Here is a 19,587-nt window from a genome sequence, read left to right on the forward strand (position 1 = left end):
GCGCCCTTCCCCGGAGCGGGGGAGGGCGCCTTTCGCATGCCGGGGCGCGGGGTCAGTCGCGGGGGAAGGCGTCGGTCTTCAGGACCATGTTCAAGGAGGTGTCGGTCAAGTCGACGTCTAGACCGAAGTCGACGACCAGCTTCTTGTGGTAGCCGCCGTCCTTCGGCTCCGAGTGAAGGAAACAGCGGCCCGTGTACGGGTCGACGATGAGAAAGACGGGTACACCGGCCGTTGCGTAGGCGTCCTTCTTGGGCCCGTAGTCGGCTGCGGCCGTGCCCTTGGAAATGACCTCGCCCACGAATTCGATGTGCTCGGGCAGCCAGCGGCCACGGCTGTCCTTGCGGGCCTGGTCGAAGAGCTTCACTACGTCCGGGGCGAATCCGTTGCCCTCGCCGAAGTCGATGCGTACGTCCGAGAGCGCACCTACGTCCATCCCGAACCTGTCTTCCAGCGCACGCACGATCCGGCGGATGATCTCCCAGTGCGTGTCCCGCTGCGGCGACATGTGGACGGTCCCCTCGACGATCTCGACCTTGAATCCCTCGGGGACGGGCTCAAGCCACTCGAACATCATGTCCAGAGTGCGCTCGTCGCTGGTGTCGGCCATGTCGATCCTGTCGGTGTCTACGACGGTCATCGTGCCGCTCCTCCCCGCTGCCGCACGGGCGTGCGGGCAGCCGCGTAGTACAACGATAGGCCCGGCGCCCCGGACACGCCCGGACCTGCCAGACTCGCGCCCATGAGCAGCCGCGATCCCGGTCGTCCGCCCGCCCAGCGCCTCTTCGCCGCCGTCCTCCCGCCCGCCCGAGCGGTCGCCGAACTCCGTACGGCTCTCGCGCCGCTCCACGCCCTGCCCGGCGCGCGGGACCTGCGCTGGACGGACCCCGAGGGCTGGCACTTCACGCTGGCGTTCTACGGGGAGGTGCCCGAGGACGCCGCGCCGGAGCTGGAGGCGCGGCTGGAGCGGGCCGCGCGTCGCACCGAGCCCTTTCCGCTCCGGGTGCACGGCGCCGGGCACTTCGGCGGGCGGGCGCTCTGGGCCGGGGCGGCGGGCGGGCTCGACACGCTGCGGCTGCTCGCCGAACGCGCGGATGCCGCCGCCCGGCGGGCCGGGCTGCCGATGGAGGAGCACCGCCGCTACACCCCGCACCTCACGCTGGCCCGGAGCCGGGGCGCGGCGGACCTGCGGCCCTTCGCCGCGGCGCTGGCGGGGTTCGAGGGGGAGCGCTGGGAGGCCGGGGAGCTCGCTCTCGTACGGAGTGAGCTGCCGGTGTCCGGGGTGCCGGGCGAGCGGCCGCGCTATGCGACGGTGCGAGCCTGGCCGCTGGGCGGGTGACCGCTGCGGTTACGCTCGAAGGGTGGACCCGAAGACCAGAAACCGCATCATGGCGGCCGTGCTCGTGCTGATATTCGTCGTCGTCGCCGTGGGGGCCGCCATCGGCGGCTGAGACCGGCGGGCCGTCGGCCGGCGTTCCGCGCCGGTCCGGCCGCCCGGCGCGTCCGGGACCCGTGCTTGCCTGGAGTGGACTCGAAGGAGTTGGCTTGGGCGTCATGAAGTACACACAGCTCGGACGTACGGGACTCAAGGTCAGCCGGCTCGTCCTCGGGACGATGAACTTCGGCCCGCAGACCAATGAGTCGGACAGTCACGCGATCATGGACTCCGCGCTCGGCGCGGGCCTGAACTTCTTCGACACGGCCAACGTCTACGGCTGGGGCGAGAACAAGGGGCGCACCGAGGAGATCCTCGGCACCTGGTTCGCCCAGGGCGGCGGCCGGCGCGACAAGGTGGTCCTGGCCACCAAGATGTACGGGAACATGGGCGCCGACGGCGAGGCCTGGCCGAACCACGACAAGCTCTCCGCCGTGAACATCCGGCGCGCGGTCGACGCCTCGCTCAAGCGCCTCCAGACCGACCACATCGATCTGTACCAGTTCCACCACGTCGACCGGAACACGCCCTTCGACGAGATCTGGCAGGCGATCGACGTCCTGGTCCAGCAGGGCAAGATCCTCTACGCCGGTTCCTCCAACTTCTCCGGCTACAAGATCGCCCAGGCCAACGAGCAGGCCGCCCGGCGCGGTTCGCTCGGCCTGGTCAGCGAGCAGTGCATCTACAACCTCGTCGAGCGCCGCGCCGAGATGGAGGTCATCCCGGCCGCGCAGGACTACGGCCTCGGGGTCATCCCCTGGTCGCCGCTGCACGGCGGACTGCTGGGCGGCGTGATCAGGAAGACGACGGAGGGCGGCCGACGCGCCTCCGGCCGCGCGGCCGACGCCCTGGCCGACCCCGCCACCCGCGCGCAGCTCCAGGCTTACGAGGACCTGCTCGACAAGCACGGCCTGGAGCCCGGCGAGGCGGCCCTGGCCTGGCTGCTGACCCGGCCCGGCATCACCGGCCCGATCGTCGGCCCGCGCACCGCCGACCAGTTGGACAGCGCGCTGCGCGCCCTGGAGCTGGAGCTGCCGGAGGCCGTGCTCACCGGACTGGACGAGATCTTCCCGGGGCCGGGTCCGTCGCCGGAGGCCTTCGCCTGGTAGGAGCCGCACCGCATCGCGTGTGGGCCCGCCCCCCCGGGAGAACGGCACCGGTCGGGGGCGGGCCTCACCGCTGTCTCATCGCCTCGCCGCGAAGCCGTCCAGCGCCTCCAGCACCGCCCGCCGGGTCTCCGTGCCGCCCATGTGGCCCGCGTTGTCGATGACCGTCAGTTCGGCGTCCGGCCAGGCGCGGTTCAGCTCCCAGGCGGTGATCAGGGGGCCGGCGAGGTCGAAGCGGCCGTGGATCAGGACGCCGGGGATGCCGGTCAGACGGTGGGCCTCGGCGATGAGGCGGCCCTCCTCCAGCCAGGCTCCGTGCGCGAAGTAGTGGGAGCAGATCCGGACGAGCGCCAGCTGGTCGCGGCCCGGACGCCCGCTGTACGGGGCCGGGCCCCCGGCCGCCTCCATCGAGACGACCGCGTCCTCCCAGGCGCACCAGTCGGCCGTCGCCTTCTCCCGTACGGCGGCGTCCTCGCTCTCCATGCGGCGGGCGTACGCCGCGACCAGGCCGGCCGGGTCTCCCGCCTCGGGGACGCCCGCGCGGAAGGCGTCCCAGGCCTCGGGGAAGAGCTGTCCCGCGCCCCGGTAGAGCCAGTCGATCTCGCTGCGGCGGGTCGTCGTCACCGAGGGGATCACGACCTCCGTGACCCGCTCCGGGTGCTCCTCGGCGTACGCCAGGATCAGGGTGGAGCCCCAGGAGCCGCCGTACAGCAGCCAGTTGTCGATGTTCAGGTGGTCCCGCAGGCGTTCCATGTCGGCGATCAGGTGGGCCGTCGTGTTGTGCGCCATGTCGGTCGCCGGGTCGCTCGCGTGCGGCGTCGAGCGGCCGCAGCCCCGCTGGTCGAAGAGGACGACCCGGTAGCGGTCCGGGTCGAAGTACCGGCGGGAGCGGGGCGTGCTGCCCGAGCCGGGGCCGCCGTGCACCACCAGGGCCGGCTTGCCGTCCGGGGCGCCGCACACCTCCCAGTACACGAGGTTGCCGTCGCCGACGTCCAGCATGCCACTGTCGTACGGTTCGATCGGCGGGTACAGGTCGTTCGGTTCGCGGTGCACGGCGTCGTTCCCCTCGGTGCGGCGGGCGGGCGGTGGGCCACGTTACGCGGATGCGGTCGTCGGAGCAGTCCCGTACGGTCCTGGCCATGCGCGTACGTATCGATCTGACCCTGGACTGTGCCGACGCCCAACTGCTCCGCGCCTTCTGGAAGTCGGCCCTGGGCTATGTGGACCTGCCCCCGCCGCCGCCGTTCGCGACCCGGGAGGAGTGGCTCGCCCAGTTCGACCTGCCGGAGGGCGAGACGGTGGACGACGGCGCCTGGCTCTGCGACCCCCAAGGCGTCGGTCCGCACCTCGCCATTCTCAAAGTGCCCGAGCCGAAGACCGCGAAGAACCGGCTGCACATCGATGTGCGGATCGACGGCCACGGCACCCCGGCCGAGCGGTGGGAGCGGATCCGGGCGGAGGCCGCGCGGCTCGTGGCGGCGGGCGGGTCCGTGCTGGCGGAGGTCGACGAGCACCATGTGGTGATGGCCGACCCGGAGGGCAACGAGTTCTGCGTGGCGGCGGCCGGCGCGCCCGACCCGCAGGACTGAGCGCGCCGGACCCGGCGGCCGCCGCGAGCCCGCCCCGCCGACGAGGCGTAGCCTGGACGCCGTGAACGCCGACCCCCGGATCCTCGCCGTCCTCGACACGCTCCTCGCCTCCGCCGCCCCCGACGAGCGCGGCGCGCTGTGGCAGCTGGCCGAGCCGGGGCGGGAGTTGGACGCCAATCTGGTGCGGCTGCCGCCGGACGCCGAGGTCGGGGAGCATCAGGAGGACGTGCTCGACGTGCTCCTCGTCGTCCTGGCGGGCGCGGGCAGCGTCAGGGCGGGCGACGGCCGGGTCCTGGACCTCGCGCCCAGCACCGCGCTCTGGCTGCCCCGCACCTCACGGCGTGCGCTCGCCGCCGGGCCGGACGGGCTGGTGTATCTCACCGTCCACCGCCGCCGCCCCGGCCTCGCGATCAAGCCGCCGAGCGGGGCGTACGAGGGCGGTGAGGGCCCCTGCATGCTGGACCGGGTCTGCCCGGAGTGCGGGCGCCTCTCGCAGGACCCCGCACCGGTCTTCTGCAGCCGGTGCGGGGAGCGGTTCCCGGAGCGGTGAGCCGGGCAGGACCGCGCCGGGCCGGGAGGCGGTGACCGGGTCTCAGTACCCCTCGCACTCCGTCAGGTCCGGCAGGCCCGGCGGGTTCTCGTTGCCCACCAGGCCGGAGAGGTTCTCCTTGTACATGTCCTCCCAGACCCTGCTGTCCAGGATCGTCCGGAGCGCCGAGCACACCTCGCCCTTCAGCACCGGGGTCTTCGGCCGCATCGCCACGCCGTAGCCCTCCGCGCCCTGGATGTTCTCCAGCCGCCGCACCTTGCCCGGGTTGGCCTCGACGTACCCGGCGAGAATGATGTCGTCCGAGGCCACCGCGTACACGTCGGACTTCGGGTCCAGCAGCTTGTCCAGGCAGTCCTGATAGGTGTTGGGCTGCGACTTCGCCATGGTGAAGCCCTGCTTCGGCAGCGCCTTCTCGTACGTCGACTCCCGCGCCGTGCACACCTCGACGCCCAGGTCCCGCAGGTCGCTGGAGTCGTTGATCGTGTACTTGGCCGACTTCTCGCGGACCAGGAAGCCCCGGCTCGCCTCGTAGTACGGTCCCGCGAAGTCGACGCTGTAGCCGTCGGGCGCGGCCGTCTTGCGGTCGTCGGTGATGCTGTACGAGGCGATGACCAGGTCCACCTGCTTGGTCTTCAGCGCGGTGGACCGGTAGTCCGTGGCGACCGTGGTGAAGGCGACCTCGCCCTTGCCGTAGCCCATGCTCTCGGCGATCGCGTACGCCAGGTCGATGTCGTAACCCTTGTACGTACGCGACTTCTTGTCGAAGATGCTCAGCCCGGGCTGGTCGTCCTTGACGCCGATCTTCAGGGTGGGGTGGGTGTCCTTCCACCGCTCCTGGGAGCCGCTGCCCGCCGCGCCGTCGCCCTCGCCCTGGCCCCGCACCGAGCCGGCCCGGTCGCCGCCCCCGCCGCCGTCCTTCTCGCCGTCGCCCTGCGAGACCAGCCAGCCCGCACCGGCCAGCAGCGCCACGCACACCGCCGCGGCGGCCACCTTCCAGCCCCGGTGCCGGCCGCGCCGGCCGCTCGCCGCCGGAGGCGCGGGAGTCGGAGCCGGTGCCACGGGCTCCACCGGCGGTGGCGGGACGGCCGGACCGGGCGGGGGCGTCGCGGGGTTCGGCGTCGCGGGGTTCGGTGTGGACGGCGCGGTCGGCGGATGCGTCGCCGACGCGGCCCGGCCCGCGTGCGGTGCGGCGGGATCGCCGAGCGCCTCGCGGAGCATCGCCTCCGCCGTGGCCGCGTCCAGCCGCTCCCGGGGGTCCGGGATCAACAGCCCCTGGACGACCGGGGCGAGCGGACCGGCGTACCGGATGACCGGGTCCGGCGACTGCCGGATGTTCTCCTGGACCTCCCACACCTCGTGCCCGGCGAAGGGCGGCCGGCCCTCGACCATCTCGTACAGCGTGACGCCCAGCGCCCACAGGTCGGAGGCCGGGGTGGGGCCAGGGGACGCGGGGGCGAACAGCTCCGGCGCGAGGTACGGCGGTGTGCCGATGACACTGCCGGTCCGGGTCACCCGGTCCGCGCCCTCGAAGGTGGCGATGCCGAAGTCCACCAGGATCGCGAGGCCGTCGTCGCGGACGAGGACGTTGCCCGGCTTCACGTCGCGGTGGACGACCGAGGCCGCGTGGACCGCCCGCAGGCCCTGGAGGATCTGCAGGCCGATGTCTGCTGCCCTCGGCACGGCGAGGACGTGCTGGGCGGTCAGCAGATCGCCCAGGGACGGCGCTTCGAGCAGCTTCATCACGATCCAGACCTGCTGCTCGGTCTCGACCTGGTCGTGGACCGTCACCACGTTCTGGTGCTCGATCTTCGCGATGGCCTCCGCCTCGCGCCGGGCCCGCTGCAGCGCCGCCGCCTGGGTCGCCGCGGTCATGGCGTTCCGGTCGAGCAGGCCCTTCACCGCGACGAACCGGCGCAACCGCAGATCGTGGGCCTTCCAGACCTCGCCCATCCCGCCGCTGCCGATCGGTTCCAGCAGCTCGTAGCGGCCGTCGATCACGGTGCGGGGGGAGGGCACGGCGTCGCCGATTCTCCCGGACCTGTCTTCGCTGTGCATGCGACCCCCTGTGTGCTACATGGACTACGCCAGGTTAGACGCAACCTCGATGCGGGGAGGTTCGCCGTCGCGTCGGGCCCTACGAAGCCGCGCCGCCGTTGCTCTTCAGCAACTGGCCGTTGACCCACTGCCCTTCGGGCGAGCACAGGAAGTCCACCAGGTGCGCGGTGTCCCGCGGGGTGCCGAGGCGGCCGAGCGGGGTGCCCGCGGCCAGGGCCTCGCGCAGGTCGTCGGTCATCCAGCCGGTGTCCACCGGACCGGGGTTGACGACGTTCGCCGTCACCCCGAGGTGGGCCAGCTCGTGCGCGGCGGCCAGGGTGATGCGGTCCAGGGCGCCCTTGCTCGCGCCGTACGGGAGGTTGCCCACGGTGTGGTCGCTGGTGAGCGCGACGATCCGGCCCGTCGCGGTGCCGGGCGCGCTGCGGAAGCGCAGCCCGTACTCGCGGATCAGCAGCCAGCTGGCCCGGGAGTTCACCGCGAAGTGCCGGTCGAACGCCTCCACGGTGGTGTCCAGCAGCCCGGAGTCCACCGACTCCGCGTGCGAGAGGACGAGCGCGGTCACCGGGCCGCCGAGGCGCTGCTCCGCCTCGTCGAAGATGCGGGTCGGCGCGTCGGGGTCGGACAGGTCCGCCTCGACCGCCGCCGTACGGGCCCCGGCCTCCGCCAGATCCTTCGCGATGGACGCGGCCGCCCCCGGCTCGGCGCCCCACTCCATGCGGCGGTCGTACGGCGTCCAGTAGGTGAAGGCGACGTCCCAGCCGGAGGCCGCCAGCCGGCGCGCGATGCCCGCGCCGATGCCGATGCTGCGGCCGACGCCGGTGATCAGGGCGATGGGGCGGGCCGGGGTGGGCGAAGGCTGCTCGGTGGTCGTCACGCGGTGATCCTTCGTGACCCGTACGGCGTACGTCAATGGCCTTTCCGGTCACGCGGGCGGCACCTGTGCGCCCGCGCTGACCTGCGGTGACCCATCTCCCTGGTGGCCCGACGCGATCTTTGTGTTTCCCCGTGGCGGGGGCGCGCTCCTAGCGTGGACCACAGAAACCACGACGAACGCCGCATACCGGATACCGGAGTGCGGCCGATGGAGAGGATCCGCCATGAGTGAGCAGCAGTCGCAGGCGCAGCAGCCGCTGGCCGGGAGGACCGCCGTGGTCGCCGGTGGTGCGAAGAACCTCGGGGGCCTGATCAGCCGCACGCTCGGCGAGGCCGGGGCGAACGTCGTCGTCCACTACCACAGCGAGAACACCGCCGCCGATGCCGAGAAGACGGCGGAGGCCGTACGGGGCACGGGCGCGCAGGTCGTCGTCGTCCGCGAGGACCTGACCCGCGTCGAAGGCGTGCGGAGCCTCTTCGACCAGGCGCTGGACGCCTTCGGCGGGGTGGACGTCGCCGTGAACACCACCGGCATGGTGCTGCGGAAGCCGATCGGCGAGACGACCGAGGAGGAGTACGACCGCATGTTCGCGATCAACTCCAAGGCGGCGTACTTCTTCCTCCAGGAGGCCGGCACCCGCCTCAACGACGGCGGTCGCATCGTCAGCCTGGTCACCTCGCTGCTCGCCGCGTTCACCGACGGGTACGCCACCTACGCGGGCGCGAAGGCCCCGCTGGAACACTTCACCCGGGCGGCGGCCAAGGAGTTCGCCCCGCGCGGCATCGCCGTGAACAATGTGGCCCCGGGACCGATGGACACGCCGTTCTTCTACCCGCAGGAGACGCCGGAGCGCGTGGAGTTCCACAAGTCGCAGGCCATGGGCGGCCGGCTGACCGAGATCGAGGACATCGCACCGCTGGTGAAGTTCCTCGTCACCGAGGGCGGCTGGATCACCGGCCAGACGATCTTCGCCAACGGCGGCTACACGGTCCGCTGACCGGCGACCGACGGCCGACGGCGTCCGGGAGGACCGCGTGAGTCTGGATCTGCGCAAGCTGGAGCATCTCGTCGCCGTCGCCGAGGAGGGCGGGTTCACCCGGGCGGCCGAACGGCTGCACCTGAGCCAGCAGGCGCTGAGCACCTCCATCCGCACCCTGGAGCGGCATGTCGGCGTCCAGCTCCTGGACCGGGGCCACCAGCACGTCACCCCGACCCCGGCCGGGCAGGCACTCATCGACGACGCCCGGACCCTCAGCGCCCAGGCGCTCGCCGCTCTGGACCGCGCCCGCCGGATCGGGCGCGGCCGGGCCGGGCACCTGCGCATCGGCCACACCCCGGCGGTCACCGCCGAGGAGGTCGTGGACCTGCTGACCCGGGCCCGTACGGAGGAGCAGGGCATACAGGCCCACGTCCGCCAGCTCTTCCCCGACGAACTGCGCGAACAACTCCTCACGGGCGCCTGCGATCTGGGCCTGAGCCGGGCCATGCCCGCCGACACGGGCCTGACCCGGGCCCGGATCGCCGAACACCGCCTGCGGATCGCCGTCCCGGCCGGTCACCCGCTCGCCGCCCGCCCCGCGGTGGCCCTGGCCGATCTGCGCGGCCAGCCGCTCACGGTGTGGGGCGAGCCGGGCTCGTCCGCGTACACGGATCTCCTGATCGGCCTGTGCCGTCAGGCGGGCGTGGAGCCGGACACCCGGCGCAACCCGGTCCAGGGCACCCCGCCGATCACGGCCGTCACCGCGACCGGCCGCATCGCCTTCGTCACGACGCCCCCGGGCCCGGCGGCGGGCGGCGCGGCCCACGTCGTGGACCTGGACCCGCCCGTCCATGTCCCGGTCCACGCACTGTGGCCCGCGCACACGACGTGCCCGGGGCGGGATCTCTTCCTCAGCCGGACCGGCGACGAACGACATGCGGCGGTGAACGCGCCGACAGAGACTCGGGGCGAGGAAGAGACCAAGGAAAAAGCGAAGGAAGAAACGAAGGAAGAAACGAAGGAAGGAAGGGAGTCACACGATGACCACATCGATCAGTGATCCGGTGGTGGAGAAGTTCATCGCCACGGTGAACGCGGGCGACAAGGACGCCTTCTTCGCCGACGTCCTCACCGAGGACGCCACCATGTCCGACGACGGCAGCGAACGGGACCTGGCGGCCTGGACGGAGAAGGAGATCTTCTCCCCGAAGGCCAACGGCCGGATGCAGGTCGTGGAGGCCTCCGACGACGGCCGCACCCTCGTCGTCGACTACACGAACGACACCTGGGGCACGATGCGGACCCGCTGGGTCTTCACGGTCTCCGGCGACCGCGTCAGCCGCTTCGAGACGGGCCAGGCGCCGGCCTAGCCGGTTTTCCGGCGGCGGTCACAGCCGGCGGTAGGTGCGGCCGCCGCGCCGGGGGAGGGCCGCCGGGTCGTCGGGCCCGTTCCGGGTGGCCCGGAGCGCGAGGTGGAGTTCGGCGCGCACGGTGGCGTCGGCGAGGTTCTGTGCGAGGTGCTCGGCGCACCGGCCGAGCCAGCTGGTCAGGGTGGTGCGGTGGACGTGGAGTTCGGCCGCCGCCGGGGCGGTCCTGGCGTGGTGGCGCAGCCAGCAGGCGAGCGCGATCCGCAGATGCGGCTCCAGCCCGCCGACCAGGCCGTACGCCCAGGAGCGGACCGCCTCGGTGTCCAGGAGGCCGCCCGGCAGCGCCTCCAGCCGGTCAGGACCGGACGGCCCGGGCGGCCCGGGCGGCAGGGCAGCGTTGCCGCCGTCGTCCGGGCGGGGCGCGCGCAGGGCCAGCAGCAGATGCGCCTGCGCGGTGGCGTCCTCCAGGTCCGCGCCGAGCAGCCGGGCGAGCTCGCGTATCCGGGCCCGTACCGTACCGGCGGACAGACCGAGCGCGGCGGCGGCGCGGGGCTTGCTGCCGGTGCGGAGCCACACCAGGAGCAGGTGCCGGTGGGCCGGGGCCAGCGGACGCAGCACGGATTGCGCCCACCGGGCGTACGGGACGGTGGGCAGCAGGGGCGCGAGCCGGGAGCTGCCGACGGCGTCGGCGGGGACGATCCGGCGGTCGGGCGTGGCACTGTGCCGGGCGGCGGCGGCTCCGCTGTGGGCGGTGGGCATCTCGGCCAGGGGCAGCGGTCCGGCCATGCCCGCGAGCAGGCGGTGCCGCTCGCTCACCCGGGAGACCAGGCGCAGGACCCTTCCGTCGTCGCCGCCGTGGTGAAGTTCGGCGACGACGAGTTCGCCGTCCAGCCGGCCCAGCAGGGTGCAGGCGTCGGCGTACGGGTCGAGGGAGGGGCGTACGGCCCGCCAGAGGACCTGGTGGGCGGCGGGGATGTCGGCGCCGGCGAGCCGGTAGACGGTGACATGGGTGAGCCGGTTCCCGCACAGGCTCCCGGTGCCGGTGCCGGTGGTGGCGGTGTCGCGGCCCGGGGTCTCGGTGGCGGTGGTCGTGTTCCGGCCCAGGGTCTCGGTGACGACGGAGGTGTGGCCGGCCAGCAGCAGCCGGATGAGCGTGGTGTGCAGCCGCATCTGCTCGCCCCGCAGCTCCGCCGCCCGCTGCCCGCGCACCTCCAGGAGGGCCGCGGTGGTCGCGGCGACATGGCCGGTGTGTTCGGCGGGCGTGGTGGGCGCCGGGGCCAGGACGAGGATCGCTCCGGCCGCCGGGAGCTGGACGCAGTACGGGTGTTCCTGCGGGGCGGCGGCGGCGTGCACACCGTCGGCGGCGGCCGAGGCGGGCGTGCTGTAGACGGCCCCGGCGATCGGGTCGGCGAGGACCGCCCAGCCCTGGACCAGGGCCGCGGCCTCGGCGACCAGATGCGCGCCGGAGCGGGTCGCCGCCCGCAGCAGCCGGCCCGCCGCCTCCCGCCCGTCCCGGGCGCCCCACGGGCCGGCGGCCTCGTGGTCGGTGGTGCCTGTGGTGCTCATGCGCAAGCCTCTGCGGGCGGTGCGCGCCGCGCACGGGGAAGGCCCGTGCGCGGCGCGGCGGGTGCGGACGTGGTGAGGGCGTGTCCGGTGGAGCGGGAGCGGGACCGGGACCGCCGGATACGTACTGCGGACCGGGACCGGGACCGTTGGATACGTACTACGGAACTACGGAACGCGGGCGACCGCGCCCCACCCGGCCCGGGCCGTGGTGGTGCCGGTGTTCGCGTCGGGCCGCCAGTTCGGCCAGGACACCATGCCCGGCTCCACCATCTCCAGCCCGTCGAAGAACGCGATCGTGGTCTCCGGCTCGCGGAAGATGTACGGGATCGCGCCGCTCGCGTTGTACTCGTCCTGCACGGCGCGGTGCGCGTCGTCGGACGCGGTGGAGTGGCTGAGCGAGAGGTAGCTGCCGGAGGGCAGACGCTCCACCAGCCGCCGCACCAGGGACAGGGCGTCGTCCCAGTCCACGATGTGGCCCAGCACGTCGCTGATCACGAGGGCGACGGGCTGCGTCAGGTCCAGGGTCTTGGCCGCCCCGGTGAGCACGGTCTCGGTGTCGCGCATGTCCGCCTCGACATAGGCGGTCGCGCCCTCGGGGGTGCTGGTCAGCAGCGCGTGGACGTGCAGCAGCACCAGGGGGTCGTGGTCGACGTAGACGACACGGGACTCCGGGGCTATCCGCTGGGCGACCTCGTGCGTGTTGTTCGCGGTCGGCAGTCCCGCGCCGACGTCCAGGAACTGCCGGATTCCGGCGTCGCGGGCGAGGTGGCTGACGGTCCGGCGCAGGAAGTCCCGGGACTCCTTCGCGAACGTCTCGATCAGCGGGTACTTCTCCCGGTAGGCGTCGCCAGCCGCCCGGTCCGCCGGGAAGTTGTCCTTGCCACCGAGCCAGTAGTTCCAGACACGTGCGGAGTGCGCGACGCTCGTGTCGATCTGCGCGGGCAGTTCAGGCCCATTTCCGGTCGTACTCATCCTGTAACGCCTCTCCTGTTCGGGCCGGCCGCATCGCCATCACGCACGACACGTCCAGCATTCCCTGATACGTCTGTACGGGGTGGGGGCTGTCCCACACCTCCGCGGTGCCGGGCAGTCCGCCCTCCCGGACCACATGGTCGGCGATCTCCCGGATCTCCACCCGGTAGAGGGTCAGCGCCGGGACGCCGGTCAACGGGTGGGGCGGTGCGTACTCGTCGTGCAGCTGCACCGTCACATCCCCGCGCTCCGCGATCTGCCGGAGCGTCCTGAGCTGCTCGCGCATCACCTCGTCGCCGCCGACCCTGCAGCGCAGCGCGGTGACGGGCAGGACCGCCCAGAGCCGGGTCTGCTGTTCCTGGAGCCGCTTCTGACGCTCGGCCAGGAAGTCCGCCCGCCGCCGGCGCTCGGCCGCGCCCCGGTCGGGGGACATGATCTCGTCCACGGCCATCGCGTACGCCGGGGTCCGCAGCAGCAGCGGCACCAGCGCCGGATGCCAGGTGCGTACGACGCTCGCCGCCGACTCCACGCTCATCAGGTCCATCAGCCAGGGCGCCATCGCGTCCCGCCACGGATGCCACCAGCCGGGCATGTTCGCGGCGTTGAGCCGGCCCATGATGTCGTCGGCCTCCGCCGCACCCGCCCCGTAGACGTCGAGGAGGGCGGACACCTGACCCACGTCGAGGGAGGTCTGCGCCTGCTCCAGCCGCCGCAGCGTCGACGGATGCCAGCCCAGCCGCGTGGCGGCCTGCGGGACGGACAGTCCGACGCCCTCGCGCAGCCGCCGCAGACGGGCCACCAGGACCAGGTGCTGGGCCGTCCGCCCCGACCTCTCGCGCGCCACGGCTTCCCCCTCCCTGCGTCCGGCTCGGTGGCCCGGCCCTGTTCCGGCTCGATCTATCCGACATTCCGCGCAGTCTGCGCACAGTGCACACAGCGCACCTTGCGACACTCGCACGGCGCTCTCAAGGTAAGCATGTCCGACCCCGCCGTACGCCAACTCGGCAAGACCGGGCTGATCTTGTCTTTTCCCCGCTCCACCACCTTGCCCGCCCCTGCCGAGCCCCGCTCCACCGCCCCGCCCGCCCGCTGCGTCACCCCTCCCGCCCCAGCCGTTCCGTGCACTGCCGTTCCACGCACCGTCGTTCCGGCGGACCGTTCTCTGGAGCCCACCCCATGAACCACGTGACCCACCCGACCCGCCCGAACCTCCGGTCCGTCGTCACCGCCCCGAGGCCCGCCCCGGCCCCGGCCCGCCCTCTCGACCTGCGGGTCCGCGCCCAGCGGATCCAGATCGACGAACTCATCGTCGACGACCCCCGCAAGGTGCTCGCCCACGCCGGACAGGCCGTGCTCGACGACCCCGACGCGGCGGCCCTGCTCGGCCTCGTCCCGGCCGGCCCGCTGCCGCTCCCGGCGGCGGCCGCGCTGCTGTGCGCGCTCTACGACACGGACGTCCTCACGGCCATGGGGCTGCGCCTGACCCGCCACACCACCCGTGTCTCCGCCTCCGACCAGCAGACGGAGCCCGTGTCCCTGGTGCGGTCCACCGCCCGGGACCAGGAGGACTGAGCCGCCGAGGGGGCGACATGGCCCGGGCAACGCCTAGCCTCTTCCCATGCCGCCCGACACCGACGCACACGCACAGGAACACGCACAGGCACAGGCGAACACGTACGCGCACGCACGACGTGACGACCAACCCGAGGAGACCCGGCGGGTGCTGCTGAGCCGCACCTTCGACGAGGACGCGGAACTGTACGACCGGGCCAGGCCCGGGTATCCGCCGGAGCTGTACGACGACCTCGTGGACCTCGCGGGGGCCCGCCCCGGCCGTCGCGTACTGGAGATCGGCTGCGGGACCGGCCAGGCCACGGTGCCTCTGGCCGCGCTGGGCTGTCGGATCACGGGCGTCGAGGCGGGGCCGCGAATGGCAGCGGTCGCACGGCGCAATCTGGCGGAGGCGGAGGCGGAGGCGGAGGTTGGGGCCGAGGGCGGGGCCGGGGTCGGGGTCGGGTCGGCGGAGGTGGTGACGGCGGAGTTCGAGAACTGGCCACTGCCGGCGGAGCCGTTCGACGTGGTGCTCGCGGCGACCGCGTTCCACTGGATCGATCCGGCGGTACGCGTGTCCAGGGCGGCCGACGCGCTGCGACCCGGCGGGGCGCTCGCCGTGGTGCGCGGCCAGCATGTGAGGGGCGGTACCGAGGAGTTCTTCGTCGAGGTCCAGCGCTGCTACGAGCGCTTCGACCCCGCGACACAGCCCGGCACACGGCCTCCCGAGGCGGACGACGTCGACAACTCCGACCATGCGGAGGAGGTCGCCCGGAGCGGCCGCTTCGGCGAGACGGTCTTCCGCCGCTACGCGTGGGACCTCACGTACACCACGGCGGAGTACCTGGACGTGCTGCGGACCTACTCCGGCCACCGAGCACTGCCGGATGCGGCCAGGAACGGGCTGCTGGCCTGCGTGGCGGGCCTGATCGACGGGCGTTACGACGGCCGGGTGACCAAGCGCTACCTGATCGAACTGGCGGTTTCGCAGCGAAACTGATCGCACGGGCGCCGACCAACGGCCCGCCCGCTCAACGCCTGTTGGCGCGCCGAACGGCAGACTGACCGGCATGGACTCAGGACTCGCCGCACTGCTGGGCGCCGCCATCGGTTCCGCAGCGACGCTGGGGGGCGGCGATGGTCAACGGCCGTTCCCAGGCACGCTCCCAGCACGCCCAGCAGAGCCGCCGGCACCGCCGTGACGCGTACGCCCGCTACCTCGGCGCCCTCCACGACCGCGACCTCGCCATGGACGCCGTCCTGGCCGCGCTGCGTGCGGACCACCCCGACCAGGCCGTCGTCGACGAGCTGACGGACCGCTTCGTCGCCCCGGCCCGCCGGGAACGGGCCCTCTACGACACGGTCAAGGAACTCCGCCTGGCGGCCCGGGCCGCGATCGGTCGGACGGCCTGACCGGGACCGAGAGGCTGTCCCGCAGCTCCGGCCCTCGACCCTCGGCTCCGGCTCTGGGCTCCGGCTCTCGACTGCGTGTCGTCGAGGCCCACTACGGTGGCCCGCATGACCGACACCGATGACTGGACATCCGCACCGGACCGGATCGTGCGCGGCTCCATGGGGCTGTGCCATCTCACCGTGGCCCAACCGCCGTTCGACGTCGACGCGCGCGGTCTGCCTCCCCAGGACCCGGCGGCGGCGCGTGCGTTCGCCGGGTCGTTCGAGGGCGTCGAGGAGGTTCTGGAGGACATCGGGCCGCGCTCGGTGCTGACGCCGTTGCCGTCGTCCGTGCGCGCCGACCTGGACGTCGTCCACGCCGGCGCGTGGGGTTCGATGCTGAGCATCGTGAATCCGGCGTTCGCGGCCGACGGCAACGACGAGCCGTTGAGAGCGGCGGCCACGGAGCTGCGCGAGCGGTTCCCCGATGCGCGGATCGTGGGCCGGGTCGCCTACCGCGGCGGCATGGAGCACACCGAGGACCTCGTGTGGCTGCCGGACGGGGCGATGTTCCACGCCTCCGGCTGGCCCGAGGACGAGCCGTTCGTCGTCAGCGGCGACCCGCACGCGGTGATCGCCTCGCTGGAGGTGAAGAGGTGGCAGCTCGACAACGCGGGCGTCGACCTGCGGGAGGCCGCGAACGAGATCGAATGGGCGCGGCTGGCCGGACTGGCGTTGGGGCCCTCGGATCCGTGGGGGTGGGAGGAATTGCAGACGACCGCGTTCCGGGTGCGGCATTCGGAGGATGCGGTGCAGAGTATGGAGGCCTTGTATTTTGTGTGAACTCGTAGTCACAACAAAAGAGTTGGGCTATTTCGACACGCCCTGAAATTCTTCTTCCCGCAGGGCGTGCGGGCCCTATGGTGGTCGGGCGGCGCGTACATGTCACGGGGGCCTGGCGTGCCGCCCTCGACCCCTCAGGGCCCCGCACGAGAGGGAAGACGAAGCCTTGAACCACTCGCTCCGAATACCGTCCAGGTGGCGGTTCGCGGCCCGCTTAGCCGCCGCCTTCGGCCTGGCCGCCGCTGTCACGGTGACCGGTCTGCCCGCCGTCGAGACCGCCCAGGCGGCCGGCCCGCCCGTCTCGGCGAAGCTGAAGCCCGGCTCGGGGAAGCGCTGCGACACCAGGAACGGAATGCCGCCCGCCGCGAAGACCCCGGCGGACTCCGGATTCCCCGACAACCTCACCGGTCCGATCCACAAGGACCGCGCCCTCCCGAAGAACTTCGAATTCGATCTTCCCGGCCAGGCGTACGACGGGTTGCAGACCCCGACCGCCGCCGAGAAGAACAAGGCCCTGTCCCAGGTGCCCGGGAATCCGGAGAAGAACGTCGCCGCCTGGAAGAAGATCGCCGACGCCTCGGGGAAGCCCGCCGACCGTGCGATGGAGATCTACGCCCGGTATTTCGCGAACAAAGAGGGCCTGAATTTCCGGCACTGGTTCGACAAGCGGTACATCCGCAACCAGGTCAACAACCACAAGGGGTCGGGCTTCGAGCGGCAGTTGGTCCGCGACTACAAGCTGATCGGCCCGGACTGGCTGTGCGAGGTCACCGTCGAGCTGTTCGACCAGAACGGTGAGAAGGTCGGCGAACGCCGGTACGACGCCTACAACAAGGCGAAGAAGGAGTTCAACGAGTTCAAGTCGAACTCCAAGCTGACGGCGAAGCAGCTCGCGAACGACCGCGTCGTCGCCCGGTCGATGTCGGACCACACCTTCCGCTACACCGGCGCGAAGAAGTTCACCGCCGGCCAGGCCAAGCACATCGCCGACCTGGAACGCGACGTACGGAACATGCGCGGCGGGAAGACCGGCCAGGTCCGGGGCAACCAGCGCATGTACAACCCGGTCCCGAAGACCACCCCGATCCGCGGCTACTCCGACCACCAGCGCTGGTTCGCCCCCGCCTGCCAGACCGGCACCCGCACGATGGCGGCCGGCGCGAACACCTGCGGCACCCGGGGCCCCGCCAACGAGCGCGCCCTGTCCTCCGGCAAGACCCTCGAAGAGGCGAAGCGCTTCCAGCGGGACGCCAACCGTCTCGACCCGCGCGGCACCCTCCCCAGGGGCGGCCCGGGCGGCGTCGACTTCACCACCCTCGAACTCCGTTACGTCGGCGGGCTCGGCAAGGGCAAGGGCATGTCGTACTCCATGAAGTCCGACCAGATGCCCGACCCGGACAACAACCCCGGCTTCGGCGGCGAGGTCCGGATGCAGCTCTCCTCCGACGCCCTGTTCACCTGGCTGGCGCTCACCCCCGAGAAGTTCTGGGTGAACCTGAACCCGGACCAGCCGAACAAGGTCATGGACGCGAAGTTCGGCAAGACCGACGCCGGCCGCGTACTCCTGGAGGCCGACCTGGAGATGAAGCACGACTTCAGCGAGGCCGTGAACCCCGACAAGCACCCCGGCGCCAAACGGTACTGGGACACCGCGCCGCGCCGGAACGGCATGCCGTGCTTCCCGGGTGTACGGATGTGGATCGAGCCCAAGCCCGCCCAGGTCCGTGAGGAGGACGGCGGGATCCACATCCTCGACGCGCCCCTCAAGGTCAGCACCCAGTGGCTCGACGTGGACTACACCGTCCCCGGCTCCACCGAGTGCACGGACCTCTCCGACGCGGAGAAGAAGGCGATCGAGCGGTCCATCGCCACGAACGTCATGCCGCTCGTGGAGGAGCGCGTCAACACCGACCGCGACTACGCCGACCTGCGGGCCGTGTACACCGCCCGGGTCGCCGCCGAGTACATCCGGCAGCAGGACGCCAAGAAGCCCACGGACTTCCGCGCGATCATCGACAGCAACGACGTGACCCCGTGGACGCTGCGCGACCCCAACAAGGACTGGACCCGTGAGCAGGTCTGGAACCGCTACATGGACTCGATCAAGAAGGGGATCGAGTGGTTCGAGCTGAAGTACGGCGGCAAGGTCTACAACCAGGGAGTCGGCGGCGTCGACTTCTCGAAGCAGCCGAAGCGGAACATCCCGAAGGCCCAGTTCGAGGCGGAGAACCGGGACCTGGGCAACACCGTCACCAACTCCCGTAAGTCCGACGACGCTTCGTACCGCGACCTCGACACGGTCTACCTCGGCGCGGGCCCCGCGGACGAGGGAAGCGGCGAGGACCCGGGCGGCGACCCCACCCCGACGCCGACCCCGTCGGACCCCGGCAAGCCGACCGACCCGCCGTCGTCCCCGGCCCCGGACCCCACCACCCCCGGTGACCACGGCACCCCGACCCCGCCCGGCAACAGGCCGGACCCGGACGGCGACCTCGCCGACACCGGCAGCAGCGCCCCGGTCGGCCTCATCGCGGGCGCCGCCGCCGCGCTCGCGGTGGCCGGCGGAACGCTGATGTGGTGGATGCGCCGACGCCGCGGGACCGTCCAGGAGTAGCCGTACGGGGGCAGTACGCACCGTGAGAGCGAAGGGCTCCACCCGCACCCCGGGTGGAGCCCTTCACCGCGCTGTACGGGGCGGGCTCAGGCACCCCACAGCCACGAGCCGTACGCCGCCGACGCGACGAGCTCGCCGAGACCGAAGGCGAACGGCACCGGCACCAGCAGGGCGACACCGGTGCGGACCAGGGCCGGTCCGGCGATGGCGACCACGTCATGGGGACCGCCGGTCGCGAAGAAGTCACGCCAGCGCAGGACCTCTCCGGAGCTGCTCGCCCAGAAGAACAGTCCGGTCAGCAGGAGGACCGCGCCGGTCAGGAGCCCCAGGAAGGCGGTCGCCTCCAGCAGGTCGACACGGGCGTCGTGCTCCCGCAGGACGAACGCGGCGACGACCACGCAGAGCGCGACGATTCCGCCGTACACCGCGCCACGCACCACGACACCGCCGAGCCGCAGCCGCGGTTCGAGCACCCCGTCCGCCCCTCTGCTCATGCGGACCATGTGCGTGCCCCCTGTCGTCACCGTGCCGTCGTGCCTGGCGTGCCCGGCGTGTCTGTCGCGTCTGTCGCGCCCGTGGTCACGACGCGGCGAAGTCTACGAAGAAGGCGTGTTGCCGCACGAGACGCCGGACCCGGCGGACCAGCACACTGAGGGCATGCGGTACGAGAAGCGATCCGAAAGAATCAGGATCAGGG

Annotated in this window: 20 protein-coding genes; 12 read left to right on the forward strand and 8 right to left on the reverse strand. The window is 72.3% G+C overall.

All coding sequences use genetic code 11. The features are described from left to right. Positions 1-52: 52 nt before the first annotated feature. Complete coding sequence (locus KV381_RS21130; RefSeq protein ID WP_030087411.1) at positions 53-637, reverse strand: Uma2 family endonuclease; 585 nt, start codon at positions 635-637, stop codon at positions 53-55. A 102-nt stretch (positions 638-739) separates the two neighbouring features. Between KV381_RS21130 and thpR the strand changes: the two genes are divergently transcribed. Both thpR and KV381_RS21140 read left to right on the forward strand, forming a co-directional pair. Next, a complete protein-coding gene (thpR, locus tag KV381_RS21135; protein WP_030628110.1) occupies positions 740-1,336 on the forward strand; it encodes an RNA 2',3'-cyclic phosphodiesterase in 597 nt (198 codons plus the stop codon). Between the two features lie 215 nt (positions 1,337-1,551). Further along, positions 1,552-2,541, forward strand: a complete 990-nt coding sequence (locus tag KV381_RS21140) for an aldo/keto reductase (RefSeq protein ID WP_030087415.1) — start codon at positions 1,552-1,554, stop codon at positions 2,539-2,541. 75 nt (positions 2,542-2,616) lie between these two features. Here KV381_RS21140 and pip read toward each other — a convergent pair whose 3' ends face one another. Continuing rightward, positions 2,617-3,591, reverse strand: a complete 975-nt coding sequence (gene pip, locus KV381_RS21145) for a prolyl aminopeptidase (RefSeq protein WP_218785993.1) — start codon at positions 3,589-3,591, stop codon at positions 2,617-2,619. An 86-nt stretch (positions 3,592-3,677) separates the two neighbouring features. Between pip and KV381_RS21150 the strand changes: the two genes are divergently transcribed. After that, positions 3,678-4,127 carry a VOC family protein gene (locus KV381_RS21150; protein WP_098026955.1) on the forward strand — a complete coding sequence of 150 codons (450 nt, stop codon included), beginning with the start codon at positions 3,678-3,680 and terminating at the stop codon, positions 4,125-4,127. A gap of 61 nt (positions 4,128-4,188) precedes the next feature. After that, complete coding sequence (locus KV381_RS21155; RefSeq protein WP_098026952.1) at positions 4,189-4,677, forward strand: hypothetical protein; 489 nt, start codon at positions 4,189-4,191, stop codon at positions 4,675-4,677. Positions 4,678-4,719: 42 nt separating this feature from the next. Here the strand turns inward: KV381_RS21155 and KV381_RS21160 are convergent, their stop codons facing one another. Both KV381_RS21160 and KV381_RS21165 read right to left on the reverse strand, forming a co-directional pair. After that, complete coding sequence (locus tag KV381_RS21160; protein WP_218785994.1) at positions 4,720-6,732, reverse strand: serine/threonine-protein kinase; 2,013 nt, start codon at positions 6,730-6,732, stop codon at positions 4,720-4,722. A 79-nt stretch (positions 6,733-6,811) separates the two neighbouring features. Continuing rightward, positions 6,812-7,606 carry an SDR family oxidoreductase gene (locus KV381_RS21165; RefSeq protein ID WP_193463763.1) on the reverse strand — a complete coding sequence of 265 codons (795 nt, stop codon included), beginning with the start codon at positions 7,604-7,606 and terminating at the stop codon, positions 6,812-6,814. Positions 7,607-7,829: 223 nt separating this feature from the next. Here KV381_RS21165 and KV381_RS21170 point away from each other — a divergent pair, with 223 nt between their 5' ends. Genes KV381_RS21170 through KV381_RS21180 form a run of 3 tightly spaced genes read left to right on the forward strand, consistent with a single transcriptional unit; the run spans position 7,830 to position 9,955 of the window. Beyond that, complete coding sequence (locus tag KV381_RS21170) at positions 7,830-8,603, forward strand: SDR family oxidoreductase (protein WP_030628136.1); 774 nt, start codon at positions 7,830-7,832, stop codon at positions 8,601-8,603. Between the two features lie 37 nt (positions 8,604-8,640). Then, positions 8,641-9,645: a LysR family transcriptional regulator gene (locus KV381_RS21175; protein WP_256995127.1), complete on the forward strand. Its 1,005-nt coding sequence runs from the start codon at positions 8,641-8,643 to the stop codon at positions 9,643-9,645. Further along, complete coding sequence (locus tag KV381_RS21180; RefSeq protein WP_030087430.1) at positions 9,626-9,955, forward strand: hypothetical protein; 330 nt, start codon at positions 9,626-9,628, stop codon at positions 9,953-9,955. Before KV381_RS21175 ends, KV381_RS21180 begins: the two co-directional genes overlap by 20 nt. A gap of 18 nt (positions 9,956-9,973) precedes the next feature. On the opposite strand, the gene KV381_RS21185 is transcribed toward KV381_RS21180, so the two are convergent. The 3 genes from KV381_RS21185 to KV381_RS21195 all read right to left on the reverse strand — a co-directional run bounded on the left by KV381_RS21185 (position 9,974) and on the right by KV381_RS21195 (position 13,334). After that, complete coding sequence (locus KV381_RS21185; protein WP_218785995.1) at positions 9,974-11,518, reverse strand: helix-turn-helix domain-containing protein; 1,545 nt, start codon at positions 11,516-11,518, stop codon at positions 9,974-9,976. A 165-nt stretch (positions 11,519-11,683) separates the two neighbouring features. Beyond that, complete coding sequence (locus tag KV381_RS21190) at positions 11,684-12,490, reverse strand: SAM-dependent methyltransferase (protein ID WP_030628145.1); 807 nt, start codon at positions 12,488-12,490, stop codon at positions 11,684-11,686. After that, a complete protein-coding gene (locus KV381_RS21195) occupies positions 12,465-13,334 on the reverse strand; it encodes a helix-turn-helix transcriptional regulator (protein WP_030087436.1) in 870 nt (289 codons plus the stop codon). The genes KV381_RS21190 and KV381_RS21195 overlap by 26 nt, the downstream gene beginning before the upstream one ends. Before the next feature lie 332 nt (positions 13,335-13,666). On the opposite strand from KV381_RS21195, the gene KV381_RS21200 reads away from it, so the two are divergent. The 5 genes from KV381_RS21200 (at position 13,667) to KV381_RS21220 (ending at position 18,890) form a co-directional block, all read left to right on the forward strand. Further along, positions 13,667-14,062 carry a hypothetical protein gene (locus tag KV381_RS21200; RefSeq protein WP_030087437.1) on the forward strand — a complete coding sequence of 132 codons (396 nt, stop codon included), beginning with the start codon at positions 13,667-13,669 and terminating at the stop codon, positions 14,060-14,062. A gap of 46 nt (positions 14,063-14,108) precedes the next feature. Further along, complete coding sequence (locus tag KV381_RS21205) at positions 14,109-15,041, forward strand: class I SAM-dependent methyltransferase (protein WP_218785996.1); 933 nt, start codon at positions 14,109-14,111, stop codon at positions 15,039-15,041. A gap of 137 nt (positions 15,042-15,178) precedes the next feature. Continuing rightward, entirely contained in the window at positions 15,179-15,454 is a 276-nt protein-coding gene (locus tag KV381_RS21210; RefSeq protein ID WP_256995128.1) for a hypothetical protein, read from the forward strand. 105 nt (positions 15,455-15,559) lie between these two features. Then, entirely contained in the window at positions 15,560-16,276 is a 717-nt protein-coding gene (locus KV381_RS21215; protein WP_256995129.1) for a DUF6333 family protein, read from the forward strand. Positions 16,277-16,526: 250 nt separating this feature from the next. Then, the gene (locus KV381_RS21220; RefSeq protein WP_218785998.1) at positions 16,527-18,890 is read left to right on the forward strand and encodes a hypothetical protein; all 2,364 of its coding nucleotides are present in this window, start codon (positions 16,527-16,529) and stop codon (positions 18,888-18,890) included. 86 nt (positions 18,891-18,976) lie between these two features. Here the strand turns inward: KV381_RS21220 and KV381_RS21225 are convergent, their stop codons facing one another. After that, a complete protein-coding gene (locus tag KV381_RS21225) occupies positions 18,977-19,384 on the reverse strand; it encodes a DUF6336 family protein (protein ID WP_249628410.1) in 408 nt (135 codons plus the stop codon). Positions 19,385-19,587: the final 203 nt, after the last annotated feature.

This window comes from Streptomyces sp. WY228 (genome assembly GCF_019287315.1).
GTDB lineage: Bacteria > Actinomycetota > Actinomycetes > Streptomycetales > Streptomycetaceae > Streptomyces > Streptomyces caviscabies.

What these genes read in the sequence shown, in the direction of transcription:
- KV381_RS21130 (WP_030087411.1), bottom strand. Translation starts at nt 637, where the DNA reads ATGACCGTCGTAGACACCGACAGGATCGACATGGCCGACACCAGCGAC.
- thpR (WP_030628110.1), top strand. Translation starts at nt 740, where the DNA reads ATGAGCAGCCGCGATCCCGGTCGTCCGCCCGCCCAGCGCCTCTTCGCC.
- KV381_RS21140 (WP_030087415.1), top strand. Translation starts at nt 1,552, where the DNA reads ATGAAGTACACACAGCTCGGACGTACGGGACTCAAGGTCAGCCGGCTC.
- KV381_RS21150 (WP_098026955.1), top strand. Translation starts at nt 3,678, where the DNA reads ATGCGCGTACGTATCGATCTGACCCTGGACTGTGCCGACGCCCAACTG.
- KV381_RS21160 (WP_218785994.1), bottom strand. Translation starts at nt 6,732, where the DNA reads ATGCACAGCGAAGACAGGTCCGGGAGAATCGGCGACGCCGTGCCCTCC.
- KV381_RS21170 (WP_030628136.1), top strand. Translation starts at nt 7,830, where the DNA reads ATGAGTGAGCAGCAGTCGCAGGCGCAGCAGCCGCTGGCCGGGAGGACC.
- KV381_RS21180 (WP_030087430.1), top strand. Translation starts at nt 9,626, where the DNA reads ATGACCACATCGATCAGTGATCCGGTGGTGGAGAAGTTCATCGCCACG.
- KV381_RS21185 (WP_218785995.1), bottom strand. Translation starts at nt 11,518, where the DNA reads ATGAGCACCACAGGCACCACCGACCACGAGGCCGCCGGCCCGTGGGGC.
- KV381_RS21190 (WP_030628145.1), bottom strand. Translation starts at nt 12,490, where the DNA reads ATGAGTACGACCGGAAATGGGCCTGAACTGCCCGCGCAGATCGACACG.
- KV381_RS21200 (WP_030087437.1), top strand. Translation starts at nt 13,667, where the DNA reads ATGAACCACGTGACCCACCCGACCCGCCCGAACCTCCGGTCCGTCGTC.
- KV381_RS21205 (WP_218785996.1), top strand. Translation starts at nt 14,109, where the DNA reads ATGCCGCCCGACACCGACGCACACGCACAGGAACACGCACAGGCACAG.
- KV381_RS21210 (WP_256995128.1), top strand. Translation starts at nt 15,179, where the DNA reads ATGGTCAACGGCCGTTCCCAGGCACGCTCCCAGCACGCCCAGCAGAGC.
- KV381_RS21215 (WP_256995129.1), top strand. Translation starts at nt 15,560, where the DNA reads ATGACCGACACCGATGACTGGACATCCGCACCGGACCGGATCGTGCGC.
- KV381_RS21225 (WP_249628410.1), bottom strand. Translation starts at nt 19,384, where the DNA reads ATGAGCAGAGGGGCGGACGGGGTGCTCGAACCGCGGCTGCGGCTCGGC.